We start from the raw sequence: 25,686 nt of genomic DNA on the forward strand, positions 1-25,686 counted from the left end.
ATTTGCATTTTTGGAGTAGTCGGGGACATGGGGTAGTCAGGTATCCTAACGGGCTCCAGTCAGGTTTTGATTAGAAGAGGGTCATCTGATTTTGTGATGATTGACTGGAACTATGAACCGGGAAGAGACCCGCAGATCTGGGTTCAAATCCCAGTGTCCCCACTCTTAAAATTTAAAAAATAGAAAAATTCCAATTTTTAAGTGATTAATTTTTCAACTCTTTCAATAATGAAATCATAGTATTCTCTTGAGATTTCAAAACCTGTAAAATTTCTTTTCATCGATTTACTTACAACTGCTACCTGACCTGAACCAAGGAAAGGATCCATAACAATATCATTCTCTTTACTTGAATATTGCAGCATCTTAACAATCAGATCTGATGGCAATTTTGTTGGTGTTTTGTATGTTCCACGCCAGTATTCCCTCTTTATTTCCCATACGTCTTCCAAATCCTGGTAACGGAGATCCCTTTTATTAACAACAATGCCTCTTTCATACCTTGCATATGGGTAAAATATACGCTTCTTTTCATTCTTACATACATAAAGGCAATGATAATGTGAAGTTACATACTTATTTTTTGTAACAACGCCAAACTGATACTTCCATATTATATGATTCACTATTTTAAATCCTACTTGATCCAATGCATTTAAAACATCCTTAAGGTTATTCCATCCTGAAAACACATACATGCTTCCAGTTTCCTTCAAACTTCTGTAAGCCTCTCTCATCCAGGAAACTGAAAATTCATAGTAATTTTCCCTTTTTACTTCATTGTAACCTTCCAAAACCGTGTTTCCTTTCCTGTGATAATTGTTTCTCTGAGCCATAAAATCAATTCCAAAAGGTGGGTCTGTAATTATAAGATCGATAGACTCATTTGGAATCAAGGATTTCATTCCATATATGCAATCCATGTTGAATATTCTATTCACAAATGAATTTTCCACTATTCCATCCATTATTTATCACTTTAAATTTTTTGTTAATCCAATAAAGATCTCAATGATTTAAATTATCAAAATTTTTATATCAAAAATAATTAATAATTCTCAATCCAAATGTTAAATGAATTAAAAAATATAATATTTTGATTACCTACTTTTTAGTTTTTTAATGCGTTAACCAGTTTGGGCACTATCTGGAATATATCCCCTACTATTCCGTAGTCTGATTCCTGAAAAATAGGTGCATCCTTATCTTTATTAACTGCGATCACAACCTTTGATCCTCTCATTCCTGCAATATGCTGTATCTGCCCTGATATTCCAAGTGCAATGTAAACCTTTGGTGAAACCTTCTTTCCAGACAATCCTACCTGCCTCTCTTCACTTAACCATCTGTAGTCAAGGCAAACAGGTCTGGAACCAGCAATCTCTCCATGGAGAATTTCAGCAAGTGGTTTTACCTTCTCTATGTTTTCTTTGTTTCCTATGCCTCTTCCCACAGATACAATTACCTGTGCACTCTCAATATTGCTTGATGATACCTGTTTTTCAACCACGTTTTTTACCTTCACTGGAGCCTCTGGTATTTCTATTTTCTTTATATCAGAGGCAGATTTTCTCTCTCCGCTACCCATTGTTCCTGGGGCAACAACAAGTATCCTGGCTTTGGACTTTTCCTCCATTATTGTCTTTCCTCCATAAAAGTACCTTTTTGTTTTTGTAAGGTCACCTTCAATGGAGAAATCAAAAATCTCAGAAATGGCCTGTTTACCTGTTTTTGCACTTATCATACCAGCAAATTCTCTTCCCGTGCTTGTGCTCTCTATGAGGTAAAGATCAAAATCATTTACATTTATATTTTCAAGTGCTGAAATGAGATTCGATGAGAGAATCTTTCCTGAAAGCATGTAAATTTCCTTTGCACCGTACTCTTTCGCATCCTCAACAGCCTTTTCCGGCCCCATGCCGTACACCTCACCCAACGATGAGGTCTTTGTGATATAGGAGGAGAGTTCTGCCCCTGTTTCTGCATAACATAAAATCTTCATTTTACCTCACCCTTTATTACCTTTACTACCTCTGAAATTCCCTTTTCTGGGTCTTCAAAAACTATTTTCTTCCTGTCACTTTTTGGAGCAACATTGCTTAGTATTTCTGGCATATCGGTCCTATTGCCTGTGTAATCTTCAATGTTAATGGGTTTTCTCCCGGCTGCCATTATCTGCAGTACAGCTGGAAGCCTCGGTTGATTGATTTCCTGCGTCACCGATATTACAGCAGGCATTTGAACACCTATTGTTTCATCATACTGTTCACCCGCCTTCTTTACTATCACTTCCTTTCCATCTATCTCTATTCCATTTGCGTTTCCAAGAAGTGGCAATGATAGTTTTGCAGCAATCATTCCTGGGAGCAATCCAGTGTATGAATCCGCTGACTGGTTTCCCAGTATTATAAGATCAAAATTTCCTACCTTTTTCATTTTCCAGCACAGTGCATCTGCCGTTTCTAATGGGTTGTTACCCCTGTATCCTTTTATGATGAAACCTTCATCAACACCCATGGCGTATGCCTCTTTCATGGCATTATTTGCCTTATCTGTACCGTAAATAAATCCTGTAACCTTTCCTCCATGTGTCTCTTTCAGCTTCACTGCTGCCTCCACTGCATTTTTGCTCAGATTCTCCATCCTCATTGGTAATGTATCAATCAGAGGTTTTCCTGTAGCAGGGTCAGTTTTCATCTGATCTATGTCAACTATCTGTTTTATTAAAACTGCAATGTTAAGCGACATAATATCACCCAATCCACATTATGGATTCTTACAAAAACCTTATTTTATCAAAGTTTAATAATATGTCGATTTCGTAAGTCGAAATCGAAAATGTATTTATGATAAATTGCATTTTCTCTCCATGGAAAACAGGGATGTGTATATAGTTGATTTCAAAAGAAGTCCTTTTTCAAGATCAAGGCCTTCCCAGCCTGAGAGGGATATTTTTAACTCAGTGAGGATGGATGAAGTTCTCGGAATGCTCATAAAAGAATCATTAAAATCAAAGGGAGTTGATCCTGAGGATATTGGTGACGTTATAACAGGGTGTGCAATACAGGCTGATGAGAATTGGATGTATGGTGGAAGGCACCCGGTTTTTCTTGCAGGTCTTCCATTTTCAGTTCCGAGTATGGCAATTGACAGGGCATGTTCTTCCTCACTGAATGCGGTTGCTCTTGGGGGAATGGAGATCATGACTGGCCAGATTGGAATGGCCATTGCGGGCGGAATGGAACACATGACACATGTTCCACTTTCCAATAATCCTCACGTTAAACCAAACATAAAACTCATGGTGAGGCCTGAATATATGAAATACAACATGAATGTATCATACAATATGATAGCTACAGCTGAAAAACTTGCCTCACTTAGAGGAATAACACGAGAGGAAATGGATCAGTATTCATATGAGAGTCACAGGAACGCCGTTAAAGGCATTGAAGAGGGGTATTTCAAGGATGAAATACTCCCAATTAATGTTGAATACGAAGGAAAGGAGATAACAGTTGATCAGGATCAGTCAGTTAGAAAGGATGCAAGCCTTGAACAGATGGCATCACTTAAACCTGTTAACGGAGAGGGGGTAATAACACCAGGTAATTCATCCCCACTTAATGCTGGAGCATCCATGGTGATGCTTTCAGACGAGAAGCATATGGATAAATATGGAATGAAGCCAATGGCCAGAATAGTCTCCTTTGGGTGGGCAGGAGTTGATCCAACGATAATGGGCCATGGGCCTGTGCCAGCAACAGAAAAGGCATTGGCAAAGGCAGGGTTATCAAAGGATGATATAGATCTATGGGAGATAAATGAGGCATTTGCAGTTGTAGTATTGAATGCCATGAAGGCATTTGACCTGAAACGTGAAAAAGTGAACATATACGGAGGCGGCATATCAATAGGGCATCCTCTTGGGGCAACGGGAGCAAGAATAGTTGGGACACTTGCAAGGGAGTTAAAGAAAAAGAATAAGAGATATGGAGCTGCAACACTCTGTGTTGGAGGAGGTCAGGGCTACACTGTAATAATTGAGAATGTTAATTGAGGTGATATGATGGATTTTGAACTTGACAAGGAAATTTTGGACTTCAGAGATAAGGTAAGAAAGTTCGCAGAGGAAAATCTAACCTCTGAACTTGCAAAAAGTGCAGATGAGGGAGAATCATACCCGGAGACCCTGAGAAAGAAGGCTCATGCCATGGGGCTTTTCGATTTTACAAATCCATGGAAGGTGATGACTGCCATTGAGGAATTATGCGCCGTTGATCCTGGTCTTGGAATTTCTGCAACGGTACCATATTTTGGAGCAGAGGTATTGCTTCTTCACGGAAGCGATCATCTGAAGGATAAATATCTTTCAAAGGTAATGTCAGGAGAAAAAGTTATGGGTCTTGGAGTTACGGAACCTGGTGGTGGAAGTGATGTTGCTGGATTAAAGACTGTGGCAGAGAAAAAAGGGAATAAATATATAATAAATGGGGGCAAAATGTTCATCACAAACGGCTCCATCGCAGACTTTTTTGTTACACTGGTAAGGACATCACCACCTGACAATCCTTCTAAGAGGCACCATGGGTTGTCCGTATTTGTGGTGGAAAGGGATTTCAAAGGCTTCAAATCTAACAAACTCAAGGGAAAACTTGGGGTCAGGGCAACAGATACTGCAGAACTAATATATGAAAACATGGAGGTTCCAGAGGAAAATCTGGTGGGGGAAGAGGGAAAAGGCTTCTATTACATAATGGAGTTTTTCAACATATCAAGGATCTATGTTGCAGCCCAGTCCATTGGAATAGCCAGAGGGGCAATGGAGAGAGCTGCTGAATATATACGCCAGAAGGAATCAAGTGGAAAAGCAGTATCTGAGGATAAGAAGTTCAAACTGGCGGATATTGCAACAAGAATTGAGGCCTCAAGATTACTCATGTATAAGGCAGCATCCTACCTTTTCAACTTTAAGCCAAATCCAACTCTCACAAGCATGGCAAAGGGCTATGCTTCAGAGACTGCAACAATGTCCACCGAATTCGCAATGGATATTATGGGTTCGGCAGGAAGATATTCTGATCTTGAGAGGTTTTTCAGGGATTCAAAAATTATGGAAATATGGGAAGGTACAAGTGAGGTAGAGAAGATAATAATTTCAAGAAACATAGTGAGAGGTGAATATTGATGAATGATGATATTAAACTGCTTCAGGAAAGTGCAGAGGAATTCGGAAAACAAAAACTTATGGATATCTCACTTCAAATAGAGAGACAAGGAATCCCAGACAACATCTACAAGGAACTTTATCTTCAGGGCTTCCTTGGATCCACAATATCAGAGAAGGAGGGAGGCCCTGGTCTTGACCACACCTTACATAGCGCAATACTTTACTCCCTTGCAAGATATTCACCATCAGTTGCAGTTTACACTTATCTTGTGAATACCTTTGGAATTATTGCACTGAAAGATTCAGATAGGCAAAAAATGCTTGAGGGCAGTGTAAGAATATCATTTGGAGCAGGGATGTTCTCTGAAGACGAGTCAAACAATGCTGCTGGCGCTGGAGGTTTTCTGCTAACCTCAAAAGATGGAAAGATCCTCTTATTCAGGGAAGATCAGTATGAAATGGAAAAATTCAAACCTCTTGGTCTGAGAGGCATGTCCGGTTTCAGATATAAACTGAAGGAAGAGGGAAAGCCAATTGACATGGATGTTAATAAAGTTCTCAGGGAGTCTTCAAGGGAGATAAATGCAATATTTCTAGGTATTAGTTCAGGTGCACTTGAGAAGGCTATGGAATATACAAAGGTAAGAAAGACATTCGGTCAGCCACTTAAAAATTACAGTCCCGTTGCATTCAGGCTCTCAGAACTTATGTCATCAGTGGAGGTTTACATAGAAGGGTTATTTAATTCAAGTGACAGTACAAATTTTAGAATCAAGGGAATAATTAGCGATTTTTCAAGGGTTGCAACAAAATTCTCAATTCAGTTCCACGGTGGCTATGGTTACCTTGAGGACTTTGGGGTCGAAAAGTTTTACAGGGATGCCATGTTTCTTTCAAGTTTTATATTCAGGGAAGAGAGAGACAGAAAACAGATTGCATCTGATTTTTACGGGGAAGAATCAGGCTTCCTCTAAAAGAAATTCTTTCATCAATTTTTCCCTTCCGGAAAACAGGTACATCAGTATGTAAATTATGAGAGAAGAGATAAAGGAAGCCAGCATGCCGAATGTAAATATCCCCTTTCCAGATGATGCCAGCAATTCAAGTATGCCTGAAATCCCACCTATGCCAAGAGTAAATGTGGACATTATTCCAAAAACAACAAAAACAATTGAAACCCTGTTAGATACCATAAGTATATAGAAGGACAGTGAAAAAATGAAAATACCCATAATGAAATGGGAAAGAAGCACGTAGTTATTGAAAAAAATATAATTTATAAAATTACTACCTGATAAATACGGTATTCCTTTTGAAAGGGTGATGGCAGTGAAAAGACCAAAAACCATTGTTATGAAAAGTAAAATTATCTGTATTTTTATAAGAAAGTTAAGTTTTCTTATACTGTTCTTAACTCTTTCAGGAAGGGAATCAATCACACAATATCATTATAATGACAAATTAAATATTTTGGAAAAAATTTTTGAATACAACTAGAATATGTTTTAAATCCCTATTTATAATATATGATGTAAATGAGGCGAAGAATAGTTCTTTTGAGTCTTATTTTCCTTGTAGCCGGCATTGTTATGATAGTTGCCGGACTTGGTATAACAAGCAATTACATAACAATCAGTCATTCATATGTTGAGAATAATGGACTTTATGAGTCAAAGGAGATAAACATATCTGCAAAGGGCCTCATCTCCATAAATGGTAATATACCAATGTATCTTGTTAGTTCAAATAACATAACATTGGTGAACAGCACAAACATAAAAAATTATTCCATAGATCCTGTTGGCGAGAAGATAGCAAATGCAGGTTTTGAATTTACAGTGAACAGGGGAAGCTACTACCTCGTTTCACTGGAGAATCCAAGCTCAGCAAACATCTACTCTTATGTTAACAATTATGTTTTCTACTCTGAAATCGGTACAGTTTTGCTTGCAGGCATAATAGTAATGGTCATTTCTTTGGTAACCTTAATTATCGGCTTCATATTGAGGGAAAAAAAGGACAAAAAGCATGATAACACTTGAAAAGGTCAGGAAGGTTTATGATAATGGCAAGATTGCTGTTGATTCAATAGATGCTGAATTTTCGAAGAAATTGACCACAATAATTGGGAGAAATGGTGCAGGAAAAACAACGCTCATAAGAATGATGTCAACACAGCTTAAGCCAACCTCGGGAAAAATAACATTGGATGGAATAGATGTTGTGAAAAATCCAAGGGAAGCAAGGAAAAAAATCTGCTCCATTCCACAGGAATCATCTCCCCTTGGAATTCTTACACCATATGAGCAGGTAAAGATGTATTTGATCGGAAGAGGTTTTTCACCCTCTGACGCACATCGTGAAACACTAGAGGCACTGGAAACTGTAGGTCTTTATGACGTTAGAAACAATCCCACTGACACAATGAGCGGCGGAATGAAGAGAAAAATGTATGTCGCAATATCTATCTCTTCCCATGCATCCACGGTTTTCCTTGATGAGCCCACCACAGGTCTTGATCCTCTTTCAAGGTTTGAAGTATGGTCAGCTATCAGAAAACTGGATTCGAATGTTGTTCTGACAACACATTACATGGAGGAGGCAGAAAACCTTTCTCAGGAAGTTTATCTTGTTGAATCTGGAAAAATAATAGAAAAGGGAACAATAAAGTCTTTGCTTTCAAGATTTTCAAACACAGTTAGGGTTGAATCACCAGAGCCCATAGACGGATCTTTTTACATTGGTGGAATGAACATAAAATATGTTCCTGTTGATGATGCCGAGGAATATGTGAAGAAAGGTTGCACAGTTAAAAAGGCAACCCTTGATGATCTTTTCATAATGAAGGGTGTGGCACTTGAATCCTAAATTCATATTATATTTTGCATATTATTATGGAATAAGAGTCATAAAAAGAGGGCCATCCTATCTAATTGCATCTCTCACAACACCACTTACCCTGTTGTTTGTTGTTTATGTTCTCACAAAGGGCGCACTTGTTGATTTTGCAATAGTTGGAGGTATGGTTTCTCTTATTGCATCCCTGGGGCTTCAGTCAGCTGGCGACGCAACTTTCATGAGGCTTCAGCTTAGATTTCAGGAAATGTATGTTGCTAGTCAGGTAGGCCCAATTGATTATATGCTTGGACTGACCCTAAGTTTCCTGGCCTTTGCAATTCCTGGTATAGTCTTATACGCAATCCTAGGGGCACTTTCAGGTCTTTACAATGTTGAGACTTCACTTTTTATGGCATTCATCATAATAATGCTCATACTATCAACATCTGCAATTTCATTCATAATAGCAGGTCTTATAAAGCATGTAAGAAACATATGGGGAATAACATCCATTCTGTCAATAATAATGACAGTAATCCCTCCCACATTTTATCCATACCAGTTCTTAACTGAGAGATCTTACGGAAATCTCATTATGTATCTTCTGTCAATTTCACCTGCAACCCCTGCTGCAATAAGCACTCAGATATTCTTCCATTTAAGCAATGGTTCCGCATTCACATTTTACACAATGATTGGCATACTGATTGCAGAAACACTTATATTCTTCACAGTGGCAAGATACATTACCAGATGGAGAGAGGATTGATCACTGAACCCTTTTTATCAGCAATCTAATCAGGTTTGAAAACCCATCTTTCCAGGTGTTAAGTTTTGGTTTCGTTATTCTAATTCCATACCTTATTGGTATCTCAATGAGAGTTCCCTTTCTGAGAGCCTCTATTTTAATCTCCTGTGAAAAGGACATTCCATCACTGAGTTCAGGCATCTTCTCATATATGGACTTTTTAAAAACCCACATACCACTCTGTGAATCATAGAGTCTGTAACCATAAAAAAGTGAAATTGTAAAGTTAAGAACTTTGTTGCCCACAAGATGTAAACTGGTATATGTGTTGTGGGTTCTAAGTGTCATTCTGTCACAGGAGATAAAATCTATATTGTCAACGAAGAGGAGATCAATGAGAGGTTCAACAGCATCAGAGGGGTAAGTACCATCCCCATCCATACAAACTATTACATCACCGGAAGCTTTGGAAAGGCCTGTTTTGTATGCCCTTCCATACCCTCTTCTTGCCTCATTTATTACAATTGCACCAAGCTTCTCTGCAATTTCCGGGGTACCATCCTTTGAATCAGTATCAACAACTATTATCTCATGTGGATTGAGGTATTTGAGACTCTTTATAACTGATCCTATGGTCTCTGCCTCATTCATTGTGGGTATTACAATGCTTATTTTATGATCTCCCTTCAAATTAAACCCTGAGGTGCATGAGAATCCATGTTAAATATTTTTTATAATTCTCTCAGGTAAACTATTAAATGAATGATTTGATTTAAGAGGGCTTTGGAAAAAACACTTATAATTTCTGAGAAGGCCGACGCAGGGAGAAGAATTGCCTATTTCCTGTCAGATGGAAAATCAAAACAGAAGAGATCAAAGACACTTAACTATATTGAATATGAGGGAGATGACGGTTTCATCCTGGTACCTCTTTCCGGTCACATTGTGGAGATAGATTTTCCAGATAAGTATAAGGATTGGAAATATGAAACCATCAGGGATATTGTGGAAAGCAATATAGTTGTAAAAATAAAAAATAAAACTGCATATGAGAGTCTAAGGGAGATGGGAAAAAAGGCAAAAAGAATAGTCGTTGCAACCGATTATGATAGGGAGGGGGAACTCATTGGCACTGAGGCCCTGGAGATAATAAAAAAAGAATCCGGTTTCAACGGGGAAATTCTCAGGGCAAAATTCTCTGCCTTAACGGCAAGGGAAATAAAGGAAGCATTCTCAAATTTCATAAATGTAGATTATAATCTCTCAGATTCTGCAGCTGCAAGGGAGGAAATAGACCTTTACTGGGGAGTTGCACTCACAAGGTATTTTTCAGTGATCACAGGAAGAATGGGAAAGGATTTCATATCCATAGGAAGGGTACAGACACCAACTCTTGCCATAATAGTAGAGAGGGAAAGGGAGATTGAAAATTTTGTGCCTGAAAAGTTCTGGGAGATTAAGGCTGTATTCTCAAAGGGTGGGAATTTTATTGGAACAAATGAAAAGGGGAGGTTTAAAAACAAGGAGGAGGCAGAGTCAATACTCTCAGGAATTAAGGGTAAAAATGGTGTTGTTGAACATTTTCTTAAAGAGATGAGAAAAATATACAAACCTGCCCCTTTCAATACAACAGAATTTTTAAGGGAAGTCGCTAGAATAGGGGTAAGTCCTGGAATAGCCATGAAGATTGCAGAATCACTTTATGTGAGGGGTCTCATAAGCTATCCAAGAACGGATAATACTGTTTATCAGAAGAGCATAAACCTGAAATCTGTTGTGGAAAAATTGAAAAATTCAGAATTTTCTGAAGAGGCATCCATGGTTCTCTCTCAGAAAGCCATATACCCATCAAGGGGAAAGGTTGAAGCAACTGATCACCCTCCAATATATCCTACGGATGTTCCTGGAAAGGAGAAACTTTCAAAGGTAGAGATGAAGGTATACGAACTAATTGTGAGAAGATTCCTTGCTACACTTTACAAGGAAGGGGAGAGGGAGCACAGGGAAGCAAAAATATCAATAAACGGTGAAATATTTATTACTGAGGGGAGCCATGTGACTGATCCAGGCTGGCTTTCCATATACAAATACAGAACATACCAGGACGTTTATCATCCTGATCTGAATGTGGGAGAAGTTGTTAAGGTAGTGGACTCTTTTCTTGAGGAGGGAGAAACAAAGCCTCCATCAAGGTATGATGCGGGCTCACTCATAAAGGAGATGGAGAACCTGAACCTGGGAACCAAGAGCACTAGGCATGAAATACTTGATAAATTACAGACAAGAGGTTTCATAGAGGGAAATCCCCTGAGACCAACTCAGCTGGGAAGAGCACTTATAGACGGAATTAAAACTGCAGATTCCAAAATTTATCTTCCGGATATGACCGCTGAACTAGAGGTGGAAATGGACAGGATTGCTGCAGGTGGAAAGAAAAAGAGTGAGGTGGTTGATGAATCCAGAATCATGCTAAAGAGAGTGCTTGAAGAGCTGGATTTAAAAAAGGGTGAGATTAAGTCATTCATTTCAAACGCATTGAACTCTGGAATAGCTGTGGGGATATGCAAAAAACATGAAAAAAAGGTTATTGCTGTAAAGATAAGGGACTATTTCAGGTTCAAATGTGAGGCTGATGGCTGCTATGATTTTTACCAGAAGATAAGAGGCCTTCCTAAGGAGACCGGAGAGTACTGTCCTGTATGCGGAGCACCTCTTGTAAATGTAATAAGGAGGGGCCAGTCACCAGAGAAAATATGCATTGACAAGTCATGCAGTTTCAATGAGAAACGATTGGATGTTGGTGTATGTCCGGATGACGGTGGCACCTTGGTCATAAGACAGTCAAAGTATGGAAAGAGGTTTCTGGGCTGCAAAAATTATCCAAAGTGCAAGAAGACATATTCTCTTCCACAAAAGGGGGAAATATCATTTACAGGAAAGTTCTGTCCACACTGCAATTCTCCAATACTTGAGGGGAAAATAGCTGAAAAGACCTGGGAATTCTGCCCAACACTTGGATGCAAATTTAATGGTTCATCTAATAAAATAAAGGAAAATAGCAAAGAGACATCAAAAAAGAAAACAACTAATAAATCTAAATCAAATAAGACTGTAAAGAGTAAGAAAGGGGTGAAGCAGGTTGGATAGGGGAACAGTTTCTGAGATTGGAACAGCTATTCTCTTCGCAGTTGCAACGGGACTTGCAGCCCTTACGGCAATAATCATGGTGATGGTAAACACTCCCACGTCTGCATCCAACCCATCTGGTGGCATAGGCTATGTGCTATACTTCATTGTGGGAATAATACTGATGTCTGCACTGATCATATTTTTATCAAGAAAGCGTGGCCTTGGAATACTTAGATACATATTTGCCATATCAATGGCATTCGTCATTTTTCTTGTTGTGAATTACCTTTACGCACTGCTTCCTGTAACCCAGCTTGAATACGAAATACTTGTTTTTGCAACACCGGTTGTATTCCTGTATTTCCTTTTATTCAGGCCCAACTGGATAGTTGTGAATATTGCAGGTGTCCTTGTCTCTGCAGGTCTTGCCTCAATATGGGGTCTTGAGCTTGGAATATATGCAGCAGTTGTTTTGATGATCGTGTTTGCAGTTTATGATTACATAGCTGTTTACAAAACAAAGCACATGCTCACCATTGCAAGGGCTTCCACGGATTCAAGAATGCCACTTTTCTTCATAATACCAGAAAGAAGAGGTGTAGATATCAACAAGATTAACATTGATGTTCCTGGCGATGAAAGGGGTGCAATTCTCATAGGATACGGAGATATAGCAATACCGAACATAATGGTAATCTCTTCATACCTTTATTCCGGACTTTCAATCGAATATCTTCTTTTCCCACTAATTGGAGGTATTATAGCACTTTTTGTCCTATTCAGAACAGTTAAAAAGCCTGCCCCAGGACTTCCATTTCTGAACACGGGGGTTCTAATAGGTTTTGGGATAGCCCTTCTTCTCACATATTTAAGGTTAATTTAAAGTGTCTTTGATATTATCTCCTCTATCTCTTTTCTGAACATTTTAAGAAAGTCTTTCTCAACCTCCTCTTTTACGTTCTCAGGTGCCGACATTAGACCGATTTTGGCTGTAACCTTTGCCATTTTTGCCATGGCATCGTATTCCTTCACCTTGCCTTCAATATACCCCTCAATGGCATCAGTTATGTCCTTCTTTAGTTCCTCAGAATTGCTGATTCTCCTCCTTATGTATTCCTTTATCATGTCCTTCACAATTTCCCTAACAGCCTCCATGTATAATTCTTCAGAGGGAAGCATATCAAGGATACCACGGAGATATTTTCCAATCCTTTCTTCCATGATTCAACAGTTTTAATATATAGATAAAGGTTGAGAAATTTGTAAAAATTTAAAATTAATCATTATTGAGTCATTTTGTACACTGTCAAATGCCATTGGATTTTCCCTAGTGCTTTAAAATATACTTATTTATATGAGTTTCTTATAACCTTATACTTTAAGACTCAATAATATCTATTTGAGGTGAAATATTGAAGAGAAGTTCAAGAGACTGGAAAAAAAGAGGAAAAATGCGCTGGAAGTGGAGAAAAAAGAGAATCAGAAGATTAAAGAGACAGAGAAGAGCAAATAAGAGGTAATGTAAATTCTTATTATTTTAAAAATTTAGGTATTAAGAAAATTATTTTAAAGGTATTAATAAAGCGGCTCTCCTATTGTCATGACAGACATGTGTGAGCATTTATTCTGAGAAATTGTTTTTAGTGTTCCATTCACTATCTCTTCATCAGGTTCACTTATATTCTGAAGAACGCTGCATTTTATATTCTCATCAACTCCATTTTCAATTAGCCATGAACATATGTTATCTGGCATGAAATCAAAGGGTCTTGGAATCACTATTGCATTGCCCATCTTTTTCACTGACTTCAGAAGCCTAGCTTTTCTATCTTCTATCTGTCCGGTTAAATGAAATGATATCACAGGTACAAGTTCAAGTCCCATTCTGGATATTGAAGATGCTGCCTGCACTGAACTTATTCCCGGAATTACGCATACATTTTCACATGTTGCTGTAAATCTTCTTATGAGTTCGGTTTCTGTGAAACAAGAATCACCGGTAAAAAGGTATACTATATTGTAGCCTTTTTTATACAGATCAATTATCATATCAACGTATTTCTGTTGCTCCTTCCATTTGAGTTGGTTCACCCACTTTCCACCAATATATGGAGAGGCGGTTTTCAGAGGTTTCTCATAACCACAAACCACGTCTGAATCCAGAATAGATCTTATGCCCTTTATTGTAAGAAATTGGGACGATCCAGGCCCTGCTCCAATGAATGTTATTTTTCCATAAAAAAGACGCTTTCTAGTGGCAACTGCAACAGTCACGTATCCCTCATACTTTCTCTTTTTCATCACAAGTTCAGAACCAGGACCCAGTGATGCCAGTGCCGCTGGCTCGGCAACACCAATTGCACCTATATGCTCTGCAGATGCAGAATAGGAAAGATTGTATTTCTCACCTATTTCATTTAATTTTTCCACCTTAATAACAGTATTACTTTTATTATATTTTTCAGTCATTTGAATCAAAGGTGGATCGGCCTTGACGCTTGCAAATACATCAACATCACTCATTTCCAGAGACAATAAGTTTAGTGTGTCAATGACAGCCTTCTCCATTATATGAAAATCTGTTGCTTTTCTGTAGCCAATACCAAGTGAAACATTGTCAGGAACCAGATAGGCAATATTTTTTGATCTTTCCGGTTTTTCCGTGATCACAATATCCGGTTCTTTTGGATCCTCAACTATAAATTCATATTTACTCAAAATGGATTTTAAAGATTTCACTCTCAGATTTGTTTCGTTTTTCACCCTCAATTCATTTCCATTCACAATCTTTGAATTTACTGGTATTATTGATTCCTCATTATGAATGGTACAAAAGAGCATTTTGCTTATTTCCTCAATGGAAATTCTACCTATGGATTCTGCCCCATCTGTTATTACAGCGGTCATTTCACACCATTGAGAAATTTCAGAGGCAAGTCTGTTTGCACCCGACCCATGGGTACCATAAAATGGTATTACAAATCTACCTGCATCGTCCACCACAATCACTGGCGGATCGTATCTTTTTCCAAATGAAACACCATCCAGAATGCTTCTAGCCCCTGATAAGGACATAACAAGCACAATGGGCCTTCCTTTGAAAAATTCATCTCTGACTTTTTTTATATTAAATGTATCTGCAGAATATGATACAAATTCAACTTCAAAACCATGGTTTTTTAGAGCTTCTGAAATTTTTTTACCAGTTATGATTCCAGCATTGGAAAGTACAAACAACATTACATCATTGTACATTATTTCCTCTCCTAAAAGAGTGGGTATAGCTTGGATCATATAGTTTGCTATAGTTAACTTTACTCGGGTTCACAACATCTCCCACTATTATCAATGCGGTTCGATAGATCCTCTCCTCTTTCACCTTTTTAACTATATCTTTTAGAGTTCCTATTATCCTCTTTTCATCTGGCCAGGTAGAATGGTAAACTATGCCAACCGGAGTGTTTTCACTGTACCCTCCATCCATAAGGTCCTTTACAACGCTGTCTATCATATGTATTGCTGCAAAAATGACCATTGTGGAACCGTTCTTAGCCAGACTTTTTATGGAATCCCTTTGATCTACCGGTATCCTTCTGGATCCACGGGCAATTATGATTGATTGGGATATGCCATCAATGGTCAGCTCAGTTCCAAGGGAAGCAGCCGCAGATGTCAGTACACTTACCCCCGGTATGACCTCCACATTCACACCCGCCTCCTGGTACATTTGTATCTGTTCTTTCAATGCTCCATAGATGTGAGGGTCTCCTGAATGCACCCTTACGAACAGTTTTCCCTCACTAAGTGCCTTCATTGATATATTAAATACCTGGTCTCTGTTCAATCCCGAACTGTCATGGATAATGGCATCTTTTTTGCATATTTTCAGTATTTCAGGATTAACCAGTGAACCTGCATACACCACAATGTCAGCGCTCTCAAGAAGTTCTTTTCCTTTTACTGTTAACAGTCCAGGATCACCAGGACCAGCACCCATTATATATACCTTGCTTCTATCAAACATATTTTCACCTCTTCATTATTACAAGTGAGAAGTAATCAAAGGGCAATTCATCTGAGGAATCTCCAATCATTTCCCTTTCTGTTGAGCACCTTCTCCCATATTTTACAATTTTGAAACCGGGAAATCGATCCTTCAAAATTTCCACGAATTTTGCATCTGGAACCTTCAAAATAACCAAAGTTTCCGCTGCCGATACATCCAAATTCCCTGTACAATTGTAAGTTGTGACAATTATTGTCTGGTCCCCCTCAGCAAGATTTAGACCCATGGAAGATGAGCAGCTATCCATTGAATTTATGCCGGGAATGATGTTAATTAAAAAACCCCTTTCCTTCAAAATATTCATCAGCCTGTTAAATGTGCTGAAAAAAACAGGGGAACCAAGTACCGCGTAGGACATTTTTTTAAATCTTTTTTCATCCTCCTCAATTATATCTGCATTTTTCTCCCAGAATGAATTGTTGTATTTGTTGTCCCTGGTCATTGGGAAAACAAGTTTTTTAAGTTCCACATTTTCATTAAATTTGTATCTGTTCATTAAGGTCTCAACAATTTTAAATGAAATGCTGGAATTCTGTCCACTCCAGGGAAAATAAATTACGTTGCTTTCACGAAGCACATTTAGCCCCATTATACTTATGAGTTCCGGGTTTCCAGGCCCAAGGCCAACAACCGTTAGTTCTTTCATTTCATTTCACCGGTCACTATGTAAACAGGATTTCTCGACAGCATTGCATATCCAGTTGAAGTCTTCCTTCCAGTTGATATGTTTACCTCAACGACCTCCACATTAAATGAGGCATCCTCAAGAGTTTTAATCATACTGACAGTGGATTGCAGTTGTATTGTATTTGAAACAACAATGAAGCCTGTCCTTATACTTTCATCCATTTTTTTAAGAAGCTCATGAGAGGCTTCGATTCCACCACCTATGAATAACCTGTCTATAATCATCTGTGGTCTGAAATCTGATATATCTGCATTTAGGACATGATAATTTTTGTAAGGAGAAAGCTTTTCAAAATTTTTAACTGTGAGTTCACATGCATCCTTGCTTCTGTCAATCCCTATTATCAAGCCATCATTGCCCACAACTCTAGACATTTCAACCGCAACTGACCCTGTTCCACATCCTGCATCTATACATTTGTTTCCACTGAAGAGCCTTAGTTTTGAAATGGAAAGTGCCCTTATCTCTTCCTTTGTCATGGGGGTTTTATCATCCCTGAAAAATTCTGAATCAGGAATCCCCGGAACATTCATAATTCTAAAAATTTCATTCATATTTTCACCAGCCCTCTGATCTCATCCTGTAGTTTTGATCCATAAATTTTCCCCTCCGAATTTACCAAAAACACTGATATGTTGGAACTTCCAAACCTTTCCTCAACCCTTTTATATATCATGCTGCATAATCTGTCAAAAAATTTTCCCCTCCTGCTCTCAGAAACCAATGAAATTGCAAATTCGGTGTTTTTGGATTCAAGTATCTTTTCTGCCAAATCTATATTTTCACCTGAAATAAGGGCAACCAGTGCGATTGTCTCCATTCTTCCATCTGCTATCCTGCTGTGTGTATTGAATATTCCAGAGGCAAGTTTCACTAGTTTTCCCGGAAGACCTAAAATTATGATGTGTGAATATGAGGATTCTTTTGCAAAATCTATTGCCTGACCTATGTGATCTCCCGTAAGGAAAATATTCCTATCTGGTACCCCTATCATTTTCTTTGCAATTCTCACTGCTGTATTCCCGGGGCAAAGAACTGCTATGCTGGAGACGCATCTACCTGTTTTCATGATGTATCGAAGGTGGTTCACATAGTCATCCCTGGAAACAGGCTCCTCAATGCCTGTTGTTCCCAGGATTGATATGCCCCCTGAAATCCCAACTCTCTCATTCATTGTTAATTTTGATTTTTCTTCACCCTCTGGAACAATTATTTCAATGAAAGCTGAGTGAAAGGGTTTCAAAACTTCTTTGGCAGCATTCACAATCATTTCCCTTGCCACAGGATTTATTGCCTGTTCCCCAGGTTTCACCGGAAGTCCGGTCACCATCGCAGTGCCAATACCCTTTCCCCCCTGAACAGTAATGGTTCCGTTTCCATTTTTCAAACATGCATTCGCAACGATAGTAATGCCATCCAGTTCATCCGGGTTGTCACCAGAAAATTTTCTCACTGATCCCCTCCCCTTCATATTTCCAAGATTTTCCATTTTTTCAACAGGTATTTCAAGTCTGATTCCCAGCGGTGTTGGTATACCAACCATCTGTATATTTAATCCGTAGGCGGCAAGAACCGCTGCCTTTGCAGCAGCTGATGCGGCAGCGCCTGTTGTTATTCCATACTGTTGAAAGGGGTTCATTGCCCACCATATTTGTTTGTATAGCCTCTTGGCGTTGCCATTTTTCCCCTTACCATCCTGGTGTTGGAATTGCCAATTATGACCGTTGTTATCATGTCTGCCGTGTTTGGGTCGTAGGTTTCAACGGTTTCAATTTCTATTTTCATCCCCTTTCTGTAGGCGTTTCTAACATGGGCCACAGGTGTTTTCCCGTCCCTGTATTTTTTCACTATGGAGAAAGCCTCAGAGAGATTGTCCGGAAATCTGGATCCTCGTGGATTATAGATAACTGTCACGAGATCAGCAATCATGAGACACTCCATCCTTTTCATTATGACGTCATGAGGAGTTAGCATGTCACTCATGCTAATCACCGCAAAATCATTTGCAAGAGGGACACCTACAAGTGAAGCAACTGAACTGAGCGCACTGATACCCGGGATGATCTCTATGTCTATATCTTCATTGATGCTTTCCACGATTTCAAAAAGTGCTGCCCCAATGCCATATATTCCAGGATCTCCACTTGATACCAGGGAAACCACATTTCCCTCATCGGCTTCCTTCACTGCGTACCTTGCCCTTGCAAGTTCCCCTGTCATGCCATTTGATACCACCTTCTTGTGAGAAATAAGATCTCTTATTAGTTCAACATAGAGTGTGAAACCCACTATTACCTGAGACTCTGAAATGGCCTTTACTGCAGCAGGGGATAGAAATTCCCTTGAACCAGGGCCAATGCCTACAATATATATTTTTCCTGACGTAGTAACATCACCCCAAGTGAATTCATACAGGCAGAGGCAAGAGGACTTCCCCCTCTGTTGCCATGAACAGTAATGAAAGGTATGCCTGAGCTTGAAAGTTTTTTCTTTGAGTATGCTGCATTCACAAAACCTACTGGGAATCCGGCAACAGCACCGGGATATTCACCTCTCTCATCTGCAATTTTCAATATTTCCATAAGTGCAGTTGGTGAGTTTCCCACACAATAGATTGTGTTTCTAAATTCATTATCGGATGTTAGAAGTATGCCAGCTGCTGATTTTGTGATTCCATGTTTTCTTGATACCTCCTGGATTCCCGGTATATCAAGCACACACTTCTTTTCATTATTATTGAGGGAATTTGAGTAAATCGCAGAAAGTGACATTCTACTATCACAGATTATTCTACCACCTCTGGATAATACATTGAGGGAAGATTTCAAAAAATTCTCTGAAAACTCTATGTCGGGAAGTATCGTAAAATCACCAACGGAATGAATCAGCTTTGCAATCATGTACCTGTGCTTTTCAGGTATGTTTGATATAAACCTGTAAATTCTACCAAAACTGCTCCTCTCTATTTTTTCAGGTTCATTTTCCCAGTCCCCCTCACTCACTGTTTTGTTTACAAATTCACCCACTATTTTATGAAGAATTTCATCATCCAACTCTTCTTTCAGTTTCTCTGTCATCTTATGGAATAAAGGTCTTTCAGATTTCAGAATCTCTAATACATTTTCATCAAACTTGTAACTTACCATTTTTTGAGCACCTCATTTTTTCATAATTTTTCACAGAGCCACCAATAAAAATAATACATGGAGTCTTTGGTAAGTAACCACTCATCTCTTCCAAATTCTCAAACACAACTATTCTTTCATCATCTAGTGAGGCATTTTCAACAATCAGAATTTCATCCACTCCCTTTCCATATTCCCCCATGATCCTGCAAATATGGTCTAGAAAATGACCGCCCATAAATATGGCACAGGGAATGTCCATTTTTATGGCATTTTCAACGTCCTTCAGGTTAAAAACACCATTTTCAAGGGTGGCCGTTATGAGCATGAATGATGATACGTCACCTCTGATGGTTAAAGGTATCCCCGATATGCCTGAAAAATAGAGAAAACTGCTGATGCCGGGAATTATCCTCACCTCCATTCCGATTTCAGATGCGAATTTTATATCGTCCCAAATATTGGCAAAAATCCCCGGATCACCATTCTTCACATAGGAGACATCAATTGAATTTTTATTTCCGTATAAAAGAGTCTCTCTCAATACCTTTTTTCTGGAGCTGTTCTGGACCCCATACTTTCTTCCAGCCCTTACACATTTTACATCATTCCCTATTATTCTTTGAATCCTTTCATCTACCAGGTCATCAAGAATGATGATTTTGGAATCCCTTAATATTTTATGTGCCTTGAGGGTTAGGAGTTCAGGATCTCCAGGGCCACTTCCAATGACATAAAATGTGCTCATTCCAAACCACTAAAATTTTTAATTATCCTTTCAAGATTATCCATTGCAGATTTTTCATTTCCATTTATCAGGTTAAGGCGTATTTCAGGGTCGGTTGCAATCCTGAACATGGCCAATCTTCTATTCCTCTTATCCCCAACTGCCCTCATTATTTTGCTTCGGTTTGAACTTATGAAATCAACCATCAAAACATCTTCCTGATCCAGTATTTTCTGTGAACTTAGGGCAGCCATAATTTTTCTTTTTGTTATAACTGTCATTGCTGGTGAGTATCCTTGAGAGCTGATACCAATGGAAATTTTTCCCCTTTTTATTATTGCACAGAGATTTACCTGGCTTAAATTATTCCTGTCCGGCACATAGACAAGATTGGAAAATTTTTTTGCATAATGGCTTATCTCAAAGTCAAGTGATTCGTTTTCAGTTGATACGAATGTGAAGTAAGGCCTTTCACTTTCAATATATTTTTTGAAGGAACCAAGATCAGAGCTTAAAAGAGAAGGATCTTCTGAGAATAAAGGATCGTCTGAGATCATAAGGAATCTTTTTGATTCTTTTCTAAATGCATCAACCTTCATTGTGAATTCACCACCTCTTCCTATGAAAAGTGTGGTGTTCTCATTCAGCTTAAGATCAACAATCATAGATTGGTCATGAATGAAGTTTATTTAATATTTATGAAAATATTTTCATTTCTTAAATATTATTTATTTAATTACATAATTTTTTTCAATTTCCTCCCAAGCAAAAGTGAATTTCCCACAACAGTTACAGAGGACATCCCCATGGCAAAAGACGCGAGTACAGGCAGGATTGTGAAAATGTAAATACCGGTGAAAGGAACAAGTATGCCCGCCGCTATTGGAATAAGGGCAGAATTGTAAAGGATTGCCCAGATCAGGTTTTGCCTCGCCTTCCTTACGGTGAGCTTAGCGATTTCAATCATATGTGGAACATGGGAAATTCTATTATCTAAAAGAACAGCATCTGATGACTGTTTGGATATATCCGCACCCGATGATTCAGTCACAGAAAAATCGCTCACTGCCAGAGCATTTCCGTCATTTAAACCATCACCAACAAATGTCACAAATTCACCATTCTTCTGCATTTCCATTATTTTTTTCTCCTTCTGTTCTGGAGTAAGCCCACCATATGAACAAGAAATGTTTAGTTTTGAAGCAATCTCTTCAACATTCTTCTGTGAATCACCTGAAAGAATACATGACTTAATCTTCATGGATTTTAATTTTTCAACAGCATTGTAAGCATCCTCCCTTATGGAATCACAAAGTATGAAATTAGCACATATTTCATTGTCAATAATCACACTTGTGCCTTCAACACCTCTCACTATTTTTATGGATCTTTCACCAATTCTTGCATAAACTCCCTGTCCTGGCATCTCATAAAATTCGTCCACATTCCTCGACTCTATGCCTCTTTCCTCACAGAATTTATTTATGGCAATCCCTACTGGATGTTTGGAGTGTTTCTCCGCTGCATACACATACTCAAGAATTTCACGTTCCTGTCCTTTTTTCACCGTAAAGGATTTAACAGACATTTGTCCTGTTGTCAGTGATCCAGTCTTGTCAAAGCACACAACAGTTGTTTTTGCCAGCCTTTCAAGTCCGTTGGGATTTGCCAGTAGTATTCCGTTTTCAAAAAAATTATTGGAGGAAACAAGCATTGTTATGGGTGCAGCAAGCCCAATTGCACATGGACATGCTATGACTATAACTGAGATGAATGAAAGAACACCGGTTGACAAAGCCTGTGATGCATTTAACATTGAAAGGTAGAAATACCAGAATGTACCTGTTGAAACCCCTATTATGAGAACAATGGGTACAAATACGGAGGAGAATAGATCTCCAATTCCAGAAATTTTTAGCCTTGCTGATGTGGCCATTTTAATTGACTGGAAAATTCTGAAAGCAGTGGAATCAGTTCCAGCATTCTCTGATTTTATCTTCAGATATCCGTTCAAATTTATGTATCCGGATCTCACATGGTCACCTTTTGTTAAAGTAACCGGTATTATCTCACCCGTAAGTGCTGAAGTATCCACATCGCTCTTTCCATCAATAATCTCTCCATCCACAGGAATGGAATCTCCAGGTGAGCACTGGATTATGTCACCCTCCCTCACGGATTCTATTGGTATCTGAATAATCTCATCACCTTCTGTTTTTGTGACAAAATCCGGCATCATCATTTCCAGAGATCTTGATGTTCTCCCAATTCTTCTTTTGCTTACTGCTTCCGCCAGATTGCCTGTTAAAATCATGGTCACAATGAAACAAGCTGAATCAAAATATGTTATGCCTTCATAAATTCCAGTGAATATACTCAAAAGTGAAAATGAAAAAGCCGACAGGCTTCCCATTGCAACCAACAGGTCCATATTGGGGGACATGTTATTAACGGACTGATAGGCGCCCTTAATGAATTGTGATCCGCAGTAGAATATAACTGGTATTGAAATAATCATCTCAGAAAAATATTCAAATTCAATACTTTCCATATGAATATAGGTTAATAATATCACAATTATGGACAGTGGCCACGCAATTGCAAGTTTTTTCTTAAGAAGTGCCGTCTCTTTTTCCGGTTGAAGAAATGATTCCCTGCAAGAGGTGGAACAGAAATAAAAACGCTGTCCATCATCATCTGCAAATATTCTGGAGTCTTCGTTTACATGCATCCCGCATACGGGGTCCACAGGCATACTTTCTTACCTTGTGTATTTGATGGGATTTTTGATGAACGTTTCCCTGCAGTGATCGCAGCAAAAATAGTATTTCTTGCCCTCATATTCCCACATTATGGCACTCTTTTCATTAACTTTCATTCCACAAACAGGATCTATCGCCATGAAACAGTATTGGGTCATGGCATTTGTATTTATTTTGTAAAAAATGTTATGATTTTTAATAAAATATGTAAATCATGTCAACAAAAATATTGAATCTGGAATACAAGATACTTAAATTACTGAAGAAAAATTCAAGGATAAGCATAAGTGACATTAGTGAAAATACGGGTGCTGACAGACGGCTAATATCCAGACTGCTTAAAGATCTTGAGAGGAAGGAAATAGTCTGCTACACTGCAATTCTGAAAAAGGAAACGGAGAGACTTGCACTTGTTACATTTGAGGGCTATGAAGGAAACAGGGATTTTTTTATAGAAAGTTTCAGACTTCTTGATGGAAAGGAATGTGCCCTGATCCCGGTTGATGACATTTACAGATTTGAAAACTGCAGAATCAGTATGATACAGATCATTAAGGAAAGGATTGTGAATCATGATTTTGCACCAAGGACTTCACAGGTATGTGAATATTGTGGAAATGAAATTACAAATAATCCAGTCACCTTTATTTTCAGAAACAGGGAACATACAGTATGCTGCAATAATTGCCAGAGAGATCTTATGAGAATACTTGAAAAATCATAATACATCCTGTTTAAGCAGCTCATTTATTTTTGAGCCCTTATCCACAAAGATTGCTATGAATCCCACCACTATTATGTAAATCCAAGTACCAACTGAAAATATCCTGCCAAAGGAATAGTTAGCAAACTGGACATGACCTGCAAGTACAGAATACGTTACAGGTGGAAGTGCTATCAATCCTGAAACAAAGTATATTGAGATATTCAGTAGTGTGAAAAGTATGGCTGGAAGATACCAAATTCTCAGTCCAAGAAGAAAAACTATACCTATTACAATGAATGCAGACACCTCAATTTCAAGCCAGAATGTCACCAAAGGGTATTGTGCAGGTGAGGCATACAGGTGTGCAGCAGCATCCAGGAGTGAACAGACAACAAGTGTGAATCTCATAATTTTTATCTTGCTGTATCCTCCTGTTAAACTATCCAGCACTTTTTTAACGTTTTGATTCACAATAAATAAGTTATTTAATAAAAATAAATATTTTCATGGGTATTCAATAAATTTTTCAATATATTGTTCCTATGTCATCATAAAGACTTTTTATTGTATTTCCTGTTACAAATCTTTTCAGGGAGAATATGCGCCAGTCAAACATTGAATTTTCAGGATCCTTCCCAGTTACCATATCAAATACGATCTTTCCTATTGCCGGTGATAATTTGAATCCATGTCCGCTGAATCCTGCGCATATAAAACAGTTTTCCAGGCCTGTATTTTCAAGGGAATCAATGATTGGCTGACCATCTGGTGTCATGTCATAATACCCTCTTATGGTGTCTATGATGGTACCCTTTCCCAGATCTGGCAGTCTGTTTATTGCCAAGCCAAGATATTCCATAATCTCTTCCTGATCCATCCTTTCATTCAATGGCTCAAAAACATCATAGCTTTTTCTGTCAAGAGAAGGATCAATGGATCCTATTACTATCATAGATTCACCTTCCATCTTGTAATAAAGACGGTTTGGCGGATCCCAAAGTGTTGGTTTCATACCCTTCATTTCCTTTGGCCTTCTGAGATATATGATTCCATGTACAGATGCATGAATGGGAGGCAGGTAAATCCTTTTGATGCCTGAATTCTCCAGCAGGCGGTTTGTCCAAACATTTGTTGCAATTATTACCTTGTTACCTGTTACCGATTTGCCACCTGAAAGTGTTACATTTACTACCCCATTTGCACTCTCAATCTTTACTGCCTCTCCATACATAATGGAGCAGCCGGATGCTTTAGCACCATCCATGAAAGCATTTGTTGTGGCCACAGGATCTGCATATCCACTCTCCGGCTCATATAATAAAAGGTCAAATTTGTCTGTGTTAATATTTCCATATTTTTCCACAAGGAACTGTTTGTCCACGATTCTTTCGTCCACACCTATGGATTTTAGCATCTCCATATTTTTCAGTGCAATATCGGCATCCCTGCCACTGAAGGGGAACACCATACCATTTTTTGTGTATTTTGTGAAACCTGTAGAATCGTAATGTTGAAAGCTCTTCAATGAGTATAGAGCCATTCTCGCCACCGTTTCGTTGGAATAGTGTGTTCTCACAAGTGCACTTGATTTTCCCGTATTACCGCTTGCCACGGTTCTCCACTCAATCAGACAAACTTTGTGCCCCTCCCTTGTCAGGTGGAAAGCTATGCTCGCCCCCATCACCCCTCCACCTATAATAATGTATTGAAAATCAACCATTATGATC

Annotated in this window: 28 protein-coding genes and 1 tRNA gene; 10 read left to right on the forward strand and 19 right to left on the reverse strand. The window is 38.6% G+C overall.

Translation table 11 applies throughout. The features are described 5' to 3' along the window. Positions 1–21 precede the first annotated feature (21 nt). Positions 22–162: transfer RNA gene (locus tag ACNF4Z_RS02930), tRNA-Trp, on the forward strand. Between the two features lie 35 nt (positions 163–197). On the opposite strand, the gene ACNF4Z_RS02935 is transcribed toward ACNF4Z_RS02930, so the two are convergent. From ACNF4Z_RS02935 to ACNF4Z_RS02945, 3 genes are all read right to left on the reverse strand, one after another. After that, on the reverse strand, positions 198–968 hold the full coding sequence (locus tag ACNF4Z_RS02935; protein ID WP_458327750.1) for a DNA-methyltransferase: 771 nt from the start codon (positions 966–968) through the stop codon (positions 198–200). 143 nt (positions 969–1,111) lie between these two features. Then, entirely contained in the window at positions 1,112–2,002 is an 891-nt protein-coding gene (locus tag ACNF4Z_RS02940; protein WP_458327751.1) for an electron transfer flavoprotein subunit alpha/FixB family protein, read from the reverse strand. After that, a complete protein-coding gene (locus ACNF4Z_RS02945; RefSeq protein WP_458327752.1) occupies positions 1,999–2,748 on the reverse strand; it encodes an electron transfer flavoprotein subunit beta/FixA family protein in 750 nt (249 codons plus the stop codon). Before ACNF4Z_RS02945 ends, ACNF4Z_RS02940 begins: the two co-directional genes overlap by 4 nt. A 121-nt stretch (positions 2,749–2,869) precedes the next feature. On the opposite strand from ACNF4Z_RS02945, the gene ACNF4Z_RS02950 reads away from it, so the two are divergent. Genes ACNF4Z_RS02950 through ACNF4Z_RS02960 form a run of 3 tightly spaced genes read left to right on the forward strand, consistent with a single transcriptional unit; the run spans position 2,870 to position 6,144 of the window. Beyond that, on the forward strand, positions 2,870–4,060 hold the full coding sequence (locus ACNF4Z_RS02950) for an acetyl-CoA C-acetyltransferase (RefSeq protein ID WP_458327753.1): 1,191 nt from the start codon (positions 2,870–2,872) through the stop codon (positions 4,058–4,060). Positions 4,061–4,066: 6 nt separating this feature from the next. After that, entirely contained in the window at positions 4,067–5,188 is a 1,122-nt protein-coding gene (locus tag ACNF4Z_RS02955) for an acyl-CoA dehydrogenase family protein (RefSeq protein WP_458327754.1), read from the forward strand. Further along, positions 5,188–6,144 carry an acyl-CoA dehydrogenase family protein gene (locus tag ACNF4Z_RS02960; protein ID WP_458327755.1) on the forward strand — a complete coding sequence of 319 codons (957 nt, stop codon included), beginning with the start codon at positions 5,188–5,190 and terminating at the stop codon, positions 6,142–6,144. The genes ACNF4Z_RS02955 and ACNF4Z_RS02960 overlap by 1 nt, the downstream gene beginning before the upstream one ends. On the opposite strand, the gene ACNF4Z_RS02965 is transcribed toward ACNF4Z_RS02960, so the two are convergent. Then, a complete protein-coding gene (locus ACNF4Z_RS02965; RefSeq protein WP_458327756.1) occupies positions 6,130–6,609 on the reverse strand; it encodes a hypothetical protein in 480 nt (159 codons plus the stop codon). The genes ACNF4Z_RS02960 and ACNF4Z_RS02965 overlap by 15 nt on opposite strands. A 96-nt stretch (positions 6,610–6,705) precedes the next feature. Here ACNF4Z_RS02965 and ACNF4Z_RS02970 point away from each other — a divergent pair, with 96 nt between their 5' ends. Genes ACNF4Z_RS02970 through ACNF4Z_RS02980 form a run of 3 tightly spaced genes read left to right on the forward strand, consistent with a single transcriptional unit; the run spans position 6,706 to position 8,777 of the window. Then, complete coding sequence (locus ACNF4Z_RS02970; protein ID WP_458327757.1) at positions 6,706–7,212, forward strand: hypothetical protein; 507 nt, start codon at positions 6,706–6,708, stop codon at positions 7,210–7,212. Beyond that, entirely contained in the window at positions 7,199–8,038 is an 840-nt protein-coding gene (locus ACNF4Z_RS02975) for an ABC transporter ATP-binding protein (protein WP_458327758.1), read from the forward strand. The genes ACNF4Z_RS02970 and ACNF4Z_RS02975 overlap by 14 nt, the downstream gene beginning before the upstream one ends. Continuing rightward, the gene (locus ACNF4Z_RS02980; protein WP_458327759.1) at positions 8,019–8,777 is read left to right on the forward strand and encodes an ABC transporter permease; all 759 of its coding nucleotides are present in this window, start codon (positions 8,019–8,021) and stop codon (positions 8,775–8,777) included. Before ACNF4Z_RS02975 ends, ACNF4Z_RS02980 begins: the two co-directional genes overlap by 20 nt. Here the strand turns inward: ACNF4Z_RS02980 and ACNF4Z_RS02985 are convergent, their stop codons facing one another. Next, the gene (locus ACNF4Z_RS02985) at positions 8,778–9,446 is read right to left on the reverse strand and encodes a glycosyltransferase family 2 protein (RefSeq protein ID WP_458327760.1); all 669 of its coding nucleotides are present in this window, start codon (positions 9,444–9,446) and stop codon (positions 8,778–8,780) included. Positions 9,447–9,539: 93 nt separating this feature from the next. Here ACNF4Z_RS02985 and ACNF4Z_RS02990 point away from each other — a divergent pair, with 93 nt between their 5' ends. Together ACNF4Z_RS02990 and ACNF4Z_RS02995 are read left to right on the forward strand one after the other, a co-directional pair. Further along, on the forward strand, positions 9,540–11,903 hold the full coding sequence (locus ACNF4Z_RS02990) for a DNA topoisomerase I (RefSeq protein ID WP_458327761.1): 2,364 nt from the start codon (positions 9,540–9,542) through the stop codon (positions 11,901–11,903). Beyond that, positions 11,896–12,768, forward strand: a complete 873-nt coding sequence (locus tag ACNF4Z_RS02995; RefSeq protein WP_458327762.1) for a presenilin family intramembrane aspartyl protease PSH — start codon at positions 11,896–11,898, stop codon at positions 12,766–12,768. The genes ACNF4Z_RS02990 and ACNF4Z_RS02995 overlap by 8 nt, the downstream gene beginning before the upstream one ends. Here the strand turns inward: ACNF4Z_RS02995 and ACNF4Z_RS03000 are convergent. From ACNF4Z_RS03000 to ACNF4Z_RS03055, 12 genes are all read right to left on the reverse strand, one after another. Then, the gene (locus ACNF4Z_RS03000; protein WP_458327763.1) at positions 12,765–13,106 is read right to left on the reverse strand and encodes a nitrite reductase; all 342 of its coding nucleotides are present in this window, start codon (positions 13,104–13,106) and stop codon (positions 12,765–12,767) included. The two genes, ACNF4Z_RS02995 and ACNF4Z_RS03000, sit on opposite strands and share 4 nt — an antisense overlap. A gap of 354 nt (positions 13,107–13,460) precedes the next feature. Beyond that, positions 13,461–15,140 carry a precorrin-6y C5,15-methyltransferase (decarboxylating) subunit CbiE gene (gene cbiE, locus ACNF4Z_RS03005; RefSeq protein WP_458327764.1) on the reverse strand — a complete coding sequence of 560 codons (1,680 nt, stop codon included), beginning with the start codon at positions 15,138–15,140 and terminating at the stop codon, positions 13,461–13,463. Then, positions 15,130–15,909: a precorrin-4 C(11)-methyltransferase gene (gene cobM / locus ACNF4Z_RS03010; RefSeq protein ID WP_458327765.1), complete on the reverse strand. Its 780-nt coding sequence runs from the start codon at positions 15,907–15,909 to the stop codon at positions 15,130–15,132. Before cobM ends, cbiE begins: the two co-directional genes overlap by 11 nt. Positions 15,910–15,913: 4 nt before the next feature. After that, a complete protein-coding gene (locus tag ACNF4Z_RS03015; protein ID WP_458327766.1) occupies positions 15,914–16,597 on the reverse strand; it encodes a precorrin-2 C(20)-methyltransferase in 684 nt (227 codons plus the stop codon). Continuing rightward, complete coding sequence (gene cbiT, locus ACNF4Z_RS03020) at positions 16,594–17,193, reverse strand: precorrin-6Y C5,15-methyltransferase (decarboxylating) subunit CbiT (protein WP_458327767.1); 600 nt, start codon at positions 17,191–17,193, stop codon at positions 16,594–16,596. The genes ACNF4Z_RS03015 and cbiT overlap by 4 nt, the downstream gene beginning before the upstream one ends. Further along, positions 17,190–18,278 carry a cobalt-precorrin-5B (C(1))-methyltransferase CbiD gene (gene cbiD, locus ACNF4Z_RS03025; protein WP_458327768.1) on the reverse strand — a complete coding sequence of 363 codons (1,089 nt, stop codon included), beginning with the start codon at positions 18,276–18,278 and terminating at the stop codon, positions 17,190–17,192. Before cbiD ends, cbiT begins: the two co-directional genes overlap by 4 nt. Beyond that, a complete protein-coding gene (gene cobJ, locus ACNF4Z_RS03030; RefSeq protein WP_458327824.1) occupies positions 18,275–19,054 on the reverse strand; it encodes a precorrin-3B C(17)-methyltransferase in 780 nt (259 codons plus the stop codon). The genes cbiD and cobJ overlap by 4 nt, the downstream gene beginning before the upstream one ends. Then, a complete protein-coding gene (locus ACNF4Z_RS03035) occupies positions 19,000–19,785 on the reverse strand; it encodes a precorrin-8X methylmutase (RefSeq protein WP_458327769.1) in 786 nt (261 codons plus the stop codon). The genes cobJ and ACNF4Z_RS03035 overlap by 55 nt, the downstream gene beginning before the upstream one ends. Next, positions 19,766–20,512, reverse strand: coding sequence for an SAM-dependent methyltransferase (locus ACNF4Z_RS03040; RefSeq protein WP_458327770.1), 747 nt, complete (start codon positions 20,510–20,512; stop codon positions 19,766–19,768). The genes ACNF4Z_RS03035 and ACNF4Z_RS03040 overlap by 20 nt, the downstream gene beginning before the upstream one ends. Next, positions 20,509–21,156, reverse strand: coding sequence for a precorrin-2 dehydrogenase/sirohydrochlorin ferrochelatase family protein (locus ACNF4Z_RS03045; RefSeq protein ID WP_458327771.1), 648 nt, complete (start codon positions 21,154–21,156; stop codon positions 20,509–20,511). Before ACNF4Z_RS03045 ends, ACNF4Z_RS03040 begins: the two co-directional genes overlap by 4 nt. A gap of 71 nt (positions 21,157–21,227) precedes the next feature. Then, positions 21,228–23,246, reverse strand: coding sequence for a heavy metal translocating P-type ATPase (locus tag ACNF4Z_RS03050; RefSeq protein ID WP_458327772.1), 2,019 nt, complete (start codon positions 23,244–23,246; stop codon positions 21,228–21,230). A 6-nt stretch (positions 23,247–23,252) separates the two neighbouring features. Continuing rightward, positions 23,253–23,393, reverse strand: coding sequence for a YHS domain-containing protein (locus ACNF4Z_RS03055; protein ID WP_458327773.1), 141 nt, complete (start codon positions 23,391–23,393; stop codon positions 23,253–23,255). Between the two features lie 74 nt (positions 23,394–23,467). Between ACNF4Z_RS03055 and ACNF4Z_RS03060 the strand changes: the two genes are divergently transcribed. After that, on the forward strand, positions 23,468–23,977 hold the full coding sequence (locus ACNF4Z_RS03060; protein ID WP_458327774.1) for a TRASH domain-containing protein: 510 nt from the start codon (positions 23,468–23,470) through the stop codon (positions 23,975–23,977). On the opposite strand, the gene ACNF4Z_RS03065 is transcribed toward ACNF4Z_RS03060, so the two are convergent. Both ACNF4Z_RS03065 and ACNF4Z_RS03070 read right to left on the reverse strand, forming a co-directional pair. Further along, entirely contained in the window at positions 23,972–24,430 is a 459-nt protein-coding gene (locus tag ACNF4Z_RS03065; RefSeq protein WP_458327775.1) for a hypothetical protein, read from the reverse strand. The genes ACNF4Z_RS03060 and ACNF4Z_RS03065 overlap by 6 nt on opposite strands. 55 nt (positions 24,431–24,485) lie before the next feature. Then, positions 24,486–25,679 (reverse strand): NAD(P)/FAD-dependent oxidoreductase, encoded by a 1,194-nt coding sequence (locus ACNF4Z_RS03070; protein ID WP_458327776.1) that lies wholly within the window; start codon positions 25,677–25,679, stop codon positions 24,486–24,488. Positions 25,680–25,686: the final 7 nt, after the last annotated feature.

The sequence above is a fragment of the Caldiplasma sukawensis genome (assembly GCF_052315375.1).
In the GTDB taxonomy this organism is placed as follows: domain Archaea; phylum Thermoplasmatota; class Thermoplasmata; order Thermoplasmatales; family Thermoplasmataceae; genus Cuniculiplasma.

Excerpts from the sequence above, each read along its gene's own strand:
- ACNF4Z_RS02940 (WP_458327751.1), bottom strand. The coding sequence starts at position 2,002 with ATGAAGATTTTATGTTATGCAGAAACAGGGGCAGAACTCTCCTCCTAT.
- cobM (WP_458327765.1), bottom strand. The coding sequence starts at position 15,909 with ATGTTTGATAGAAGCAAGGTATATATAATGGGTGCTGGTCCTGGTGAT.
- ACNF4Z_RS03000 (WP_458327763.1), bottom strand. The coding sequence starts at position 13,106 with ATGGAAGAAAGGATTGGAAAATATCTCCGTGGTATCCTTGATATGCTT.
- ACNF4Z_RS03040 (WP_458327770.1), bottom strand. The coding sequence starts at position 20,512 with ATGAGCACATTTTATGTCATTGGAAGTGGCCCTGGAGATCCTGAACTC.
- ACNF4Z_RS02955 (WP_458327754.1), top strand. The coding sequence starts at position 4,067 with ATGATGGATTTTGAACTTGACAAGGAAATTTTGGACTTCAGAGATAAG.
- ACNF4Z_RS03035 (WP_458327769.1), bottom strand. The coding sequence starts at position 19,785 with ATGGTAAGTTACAAGTTTGATGAAAATGTATTAGAGATTCTGAAATCT.
- ACNF4Z_RS02960 (WP_458327755.1), top strand. The coding sequence starts at position 5,188 with ATGAATGATGATATTAAACTGCTTCAGGAAAGTGCAGAGGAATTCGGA.
- cbiE (WP_458327764.1), bottom strand. The coding sequence starts at position 15,140 with ATGTACAATGATGTAATGTTGTTTGTACTTTCCAATGCTGGAATCATA.
- ACNF4Z_RS02935 (WP_458327750.1), bottom strand. The coding sequence starts at position 968 with ATGGATGGAATAGTGGAAAATTCATTTGTGAATAGAATATTCAACATG.
- ACNF4Z_RS03060 (WP_458327774.1), top strand. The coding sequence starts at position 23,468 with ATGTCAACAAAAATATTGAATCTGGAATACAAGATACTTAAATTACTG.
- ACNF4Z_RS03015 (WP_458327766.1), bottom strand. The coding sequence starts at position 16,597 with ATGAAAGAACTAACGGTTGTTGGCCTTGGGCCTGGAAACCCGGAACTC.
- ACNF4Z_RS03055 (WP_458327773.1), bottom strand. The coding sequence starts at position 23,393 with ATGGCGATAGATCCTGTTTGTGGAATGAAAGTTAATGAAAAGAGTGCC.
- ACNF4Z_RS03050 (WP_458327772.1), bottom strand. The coding sequence starts at position 23,246 with ATGCCTGTGGACCCCGTATGCGGGATGCATGTAAACGAAGACTCCAGA.
- ACNF4Z_RS02950 (WP_458327753.1), top strand. The coding sequence starts at position 2,870 with ATGGAAAACAGGGATGTGTATATAGTTGATTTCAAAAGAAGTCCTTTT.
- ACNF4Z_RS02945 (WP_458327752.1), bottom strand. The coding sequence starts at position 2,748 with ATGTCGCTTAACATTGCAGTTTTAATAAAACAGATAGTTGACATAGAT.
- ACNF4Z_RS03070 (WP_458327776.1), bottom strand. The coding sequence starts at position 25,679 with ATGGTTGATTTTCAATACATTATTATAGGTGGAGGGGTGATGGGGGCG.
- ACNF4Z_RS02970 (WP_458327757.1), top strand. The coding sequence starts at position 6,706 with ATGAGGCGAAGAATAGTTCTTTTGAGTCTTATTTTCCTTGTAGCCGGC.
- ACNF4Z_RS03045 (WP_458327771.1), bottom strand. The coding sequence starts at position 21,156 with ATGATTGTTGATCTTAAGCTGAATGAGAACACCACACTTTTCATAGGA.
- ACNF4Z_RS02975 (WP_458327758.1), top strand. The coding sequence starts at position 7,199 with ATGATAACACTTGAAAAGGTCAGGAAGGTTTATGATAATGGCAAGATT.
- cbiT (WP_458327767.1), bottom strand. The coding sequence starts at position 17,193 with ATGAATGAAATTTTTAGAATTATGAATGTTCCGGGGATTCCTGATTCA.
- cbiD (WP_458327768.1), bottom strand. The coding sequence starts at position 18,278 with ATGAACCCCTTTCAACAGTATGGAATAACAACAGGCGCTGCCGCATCA.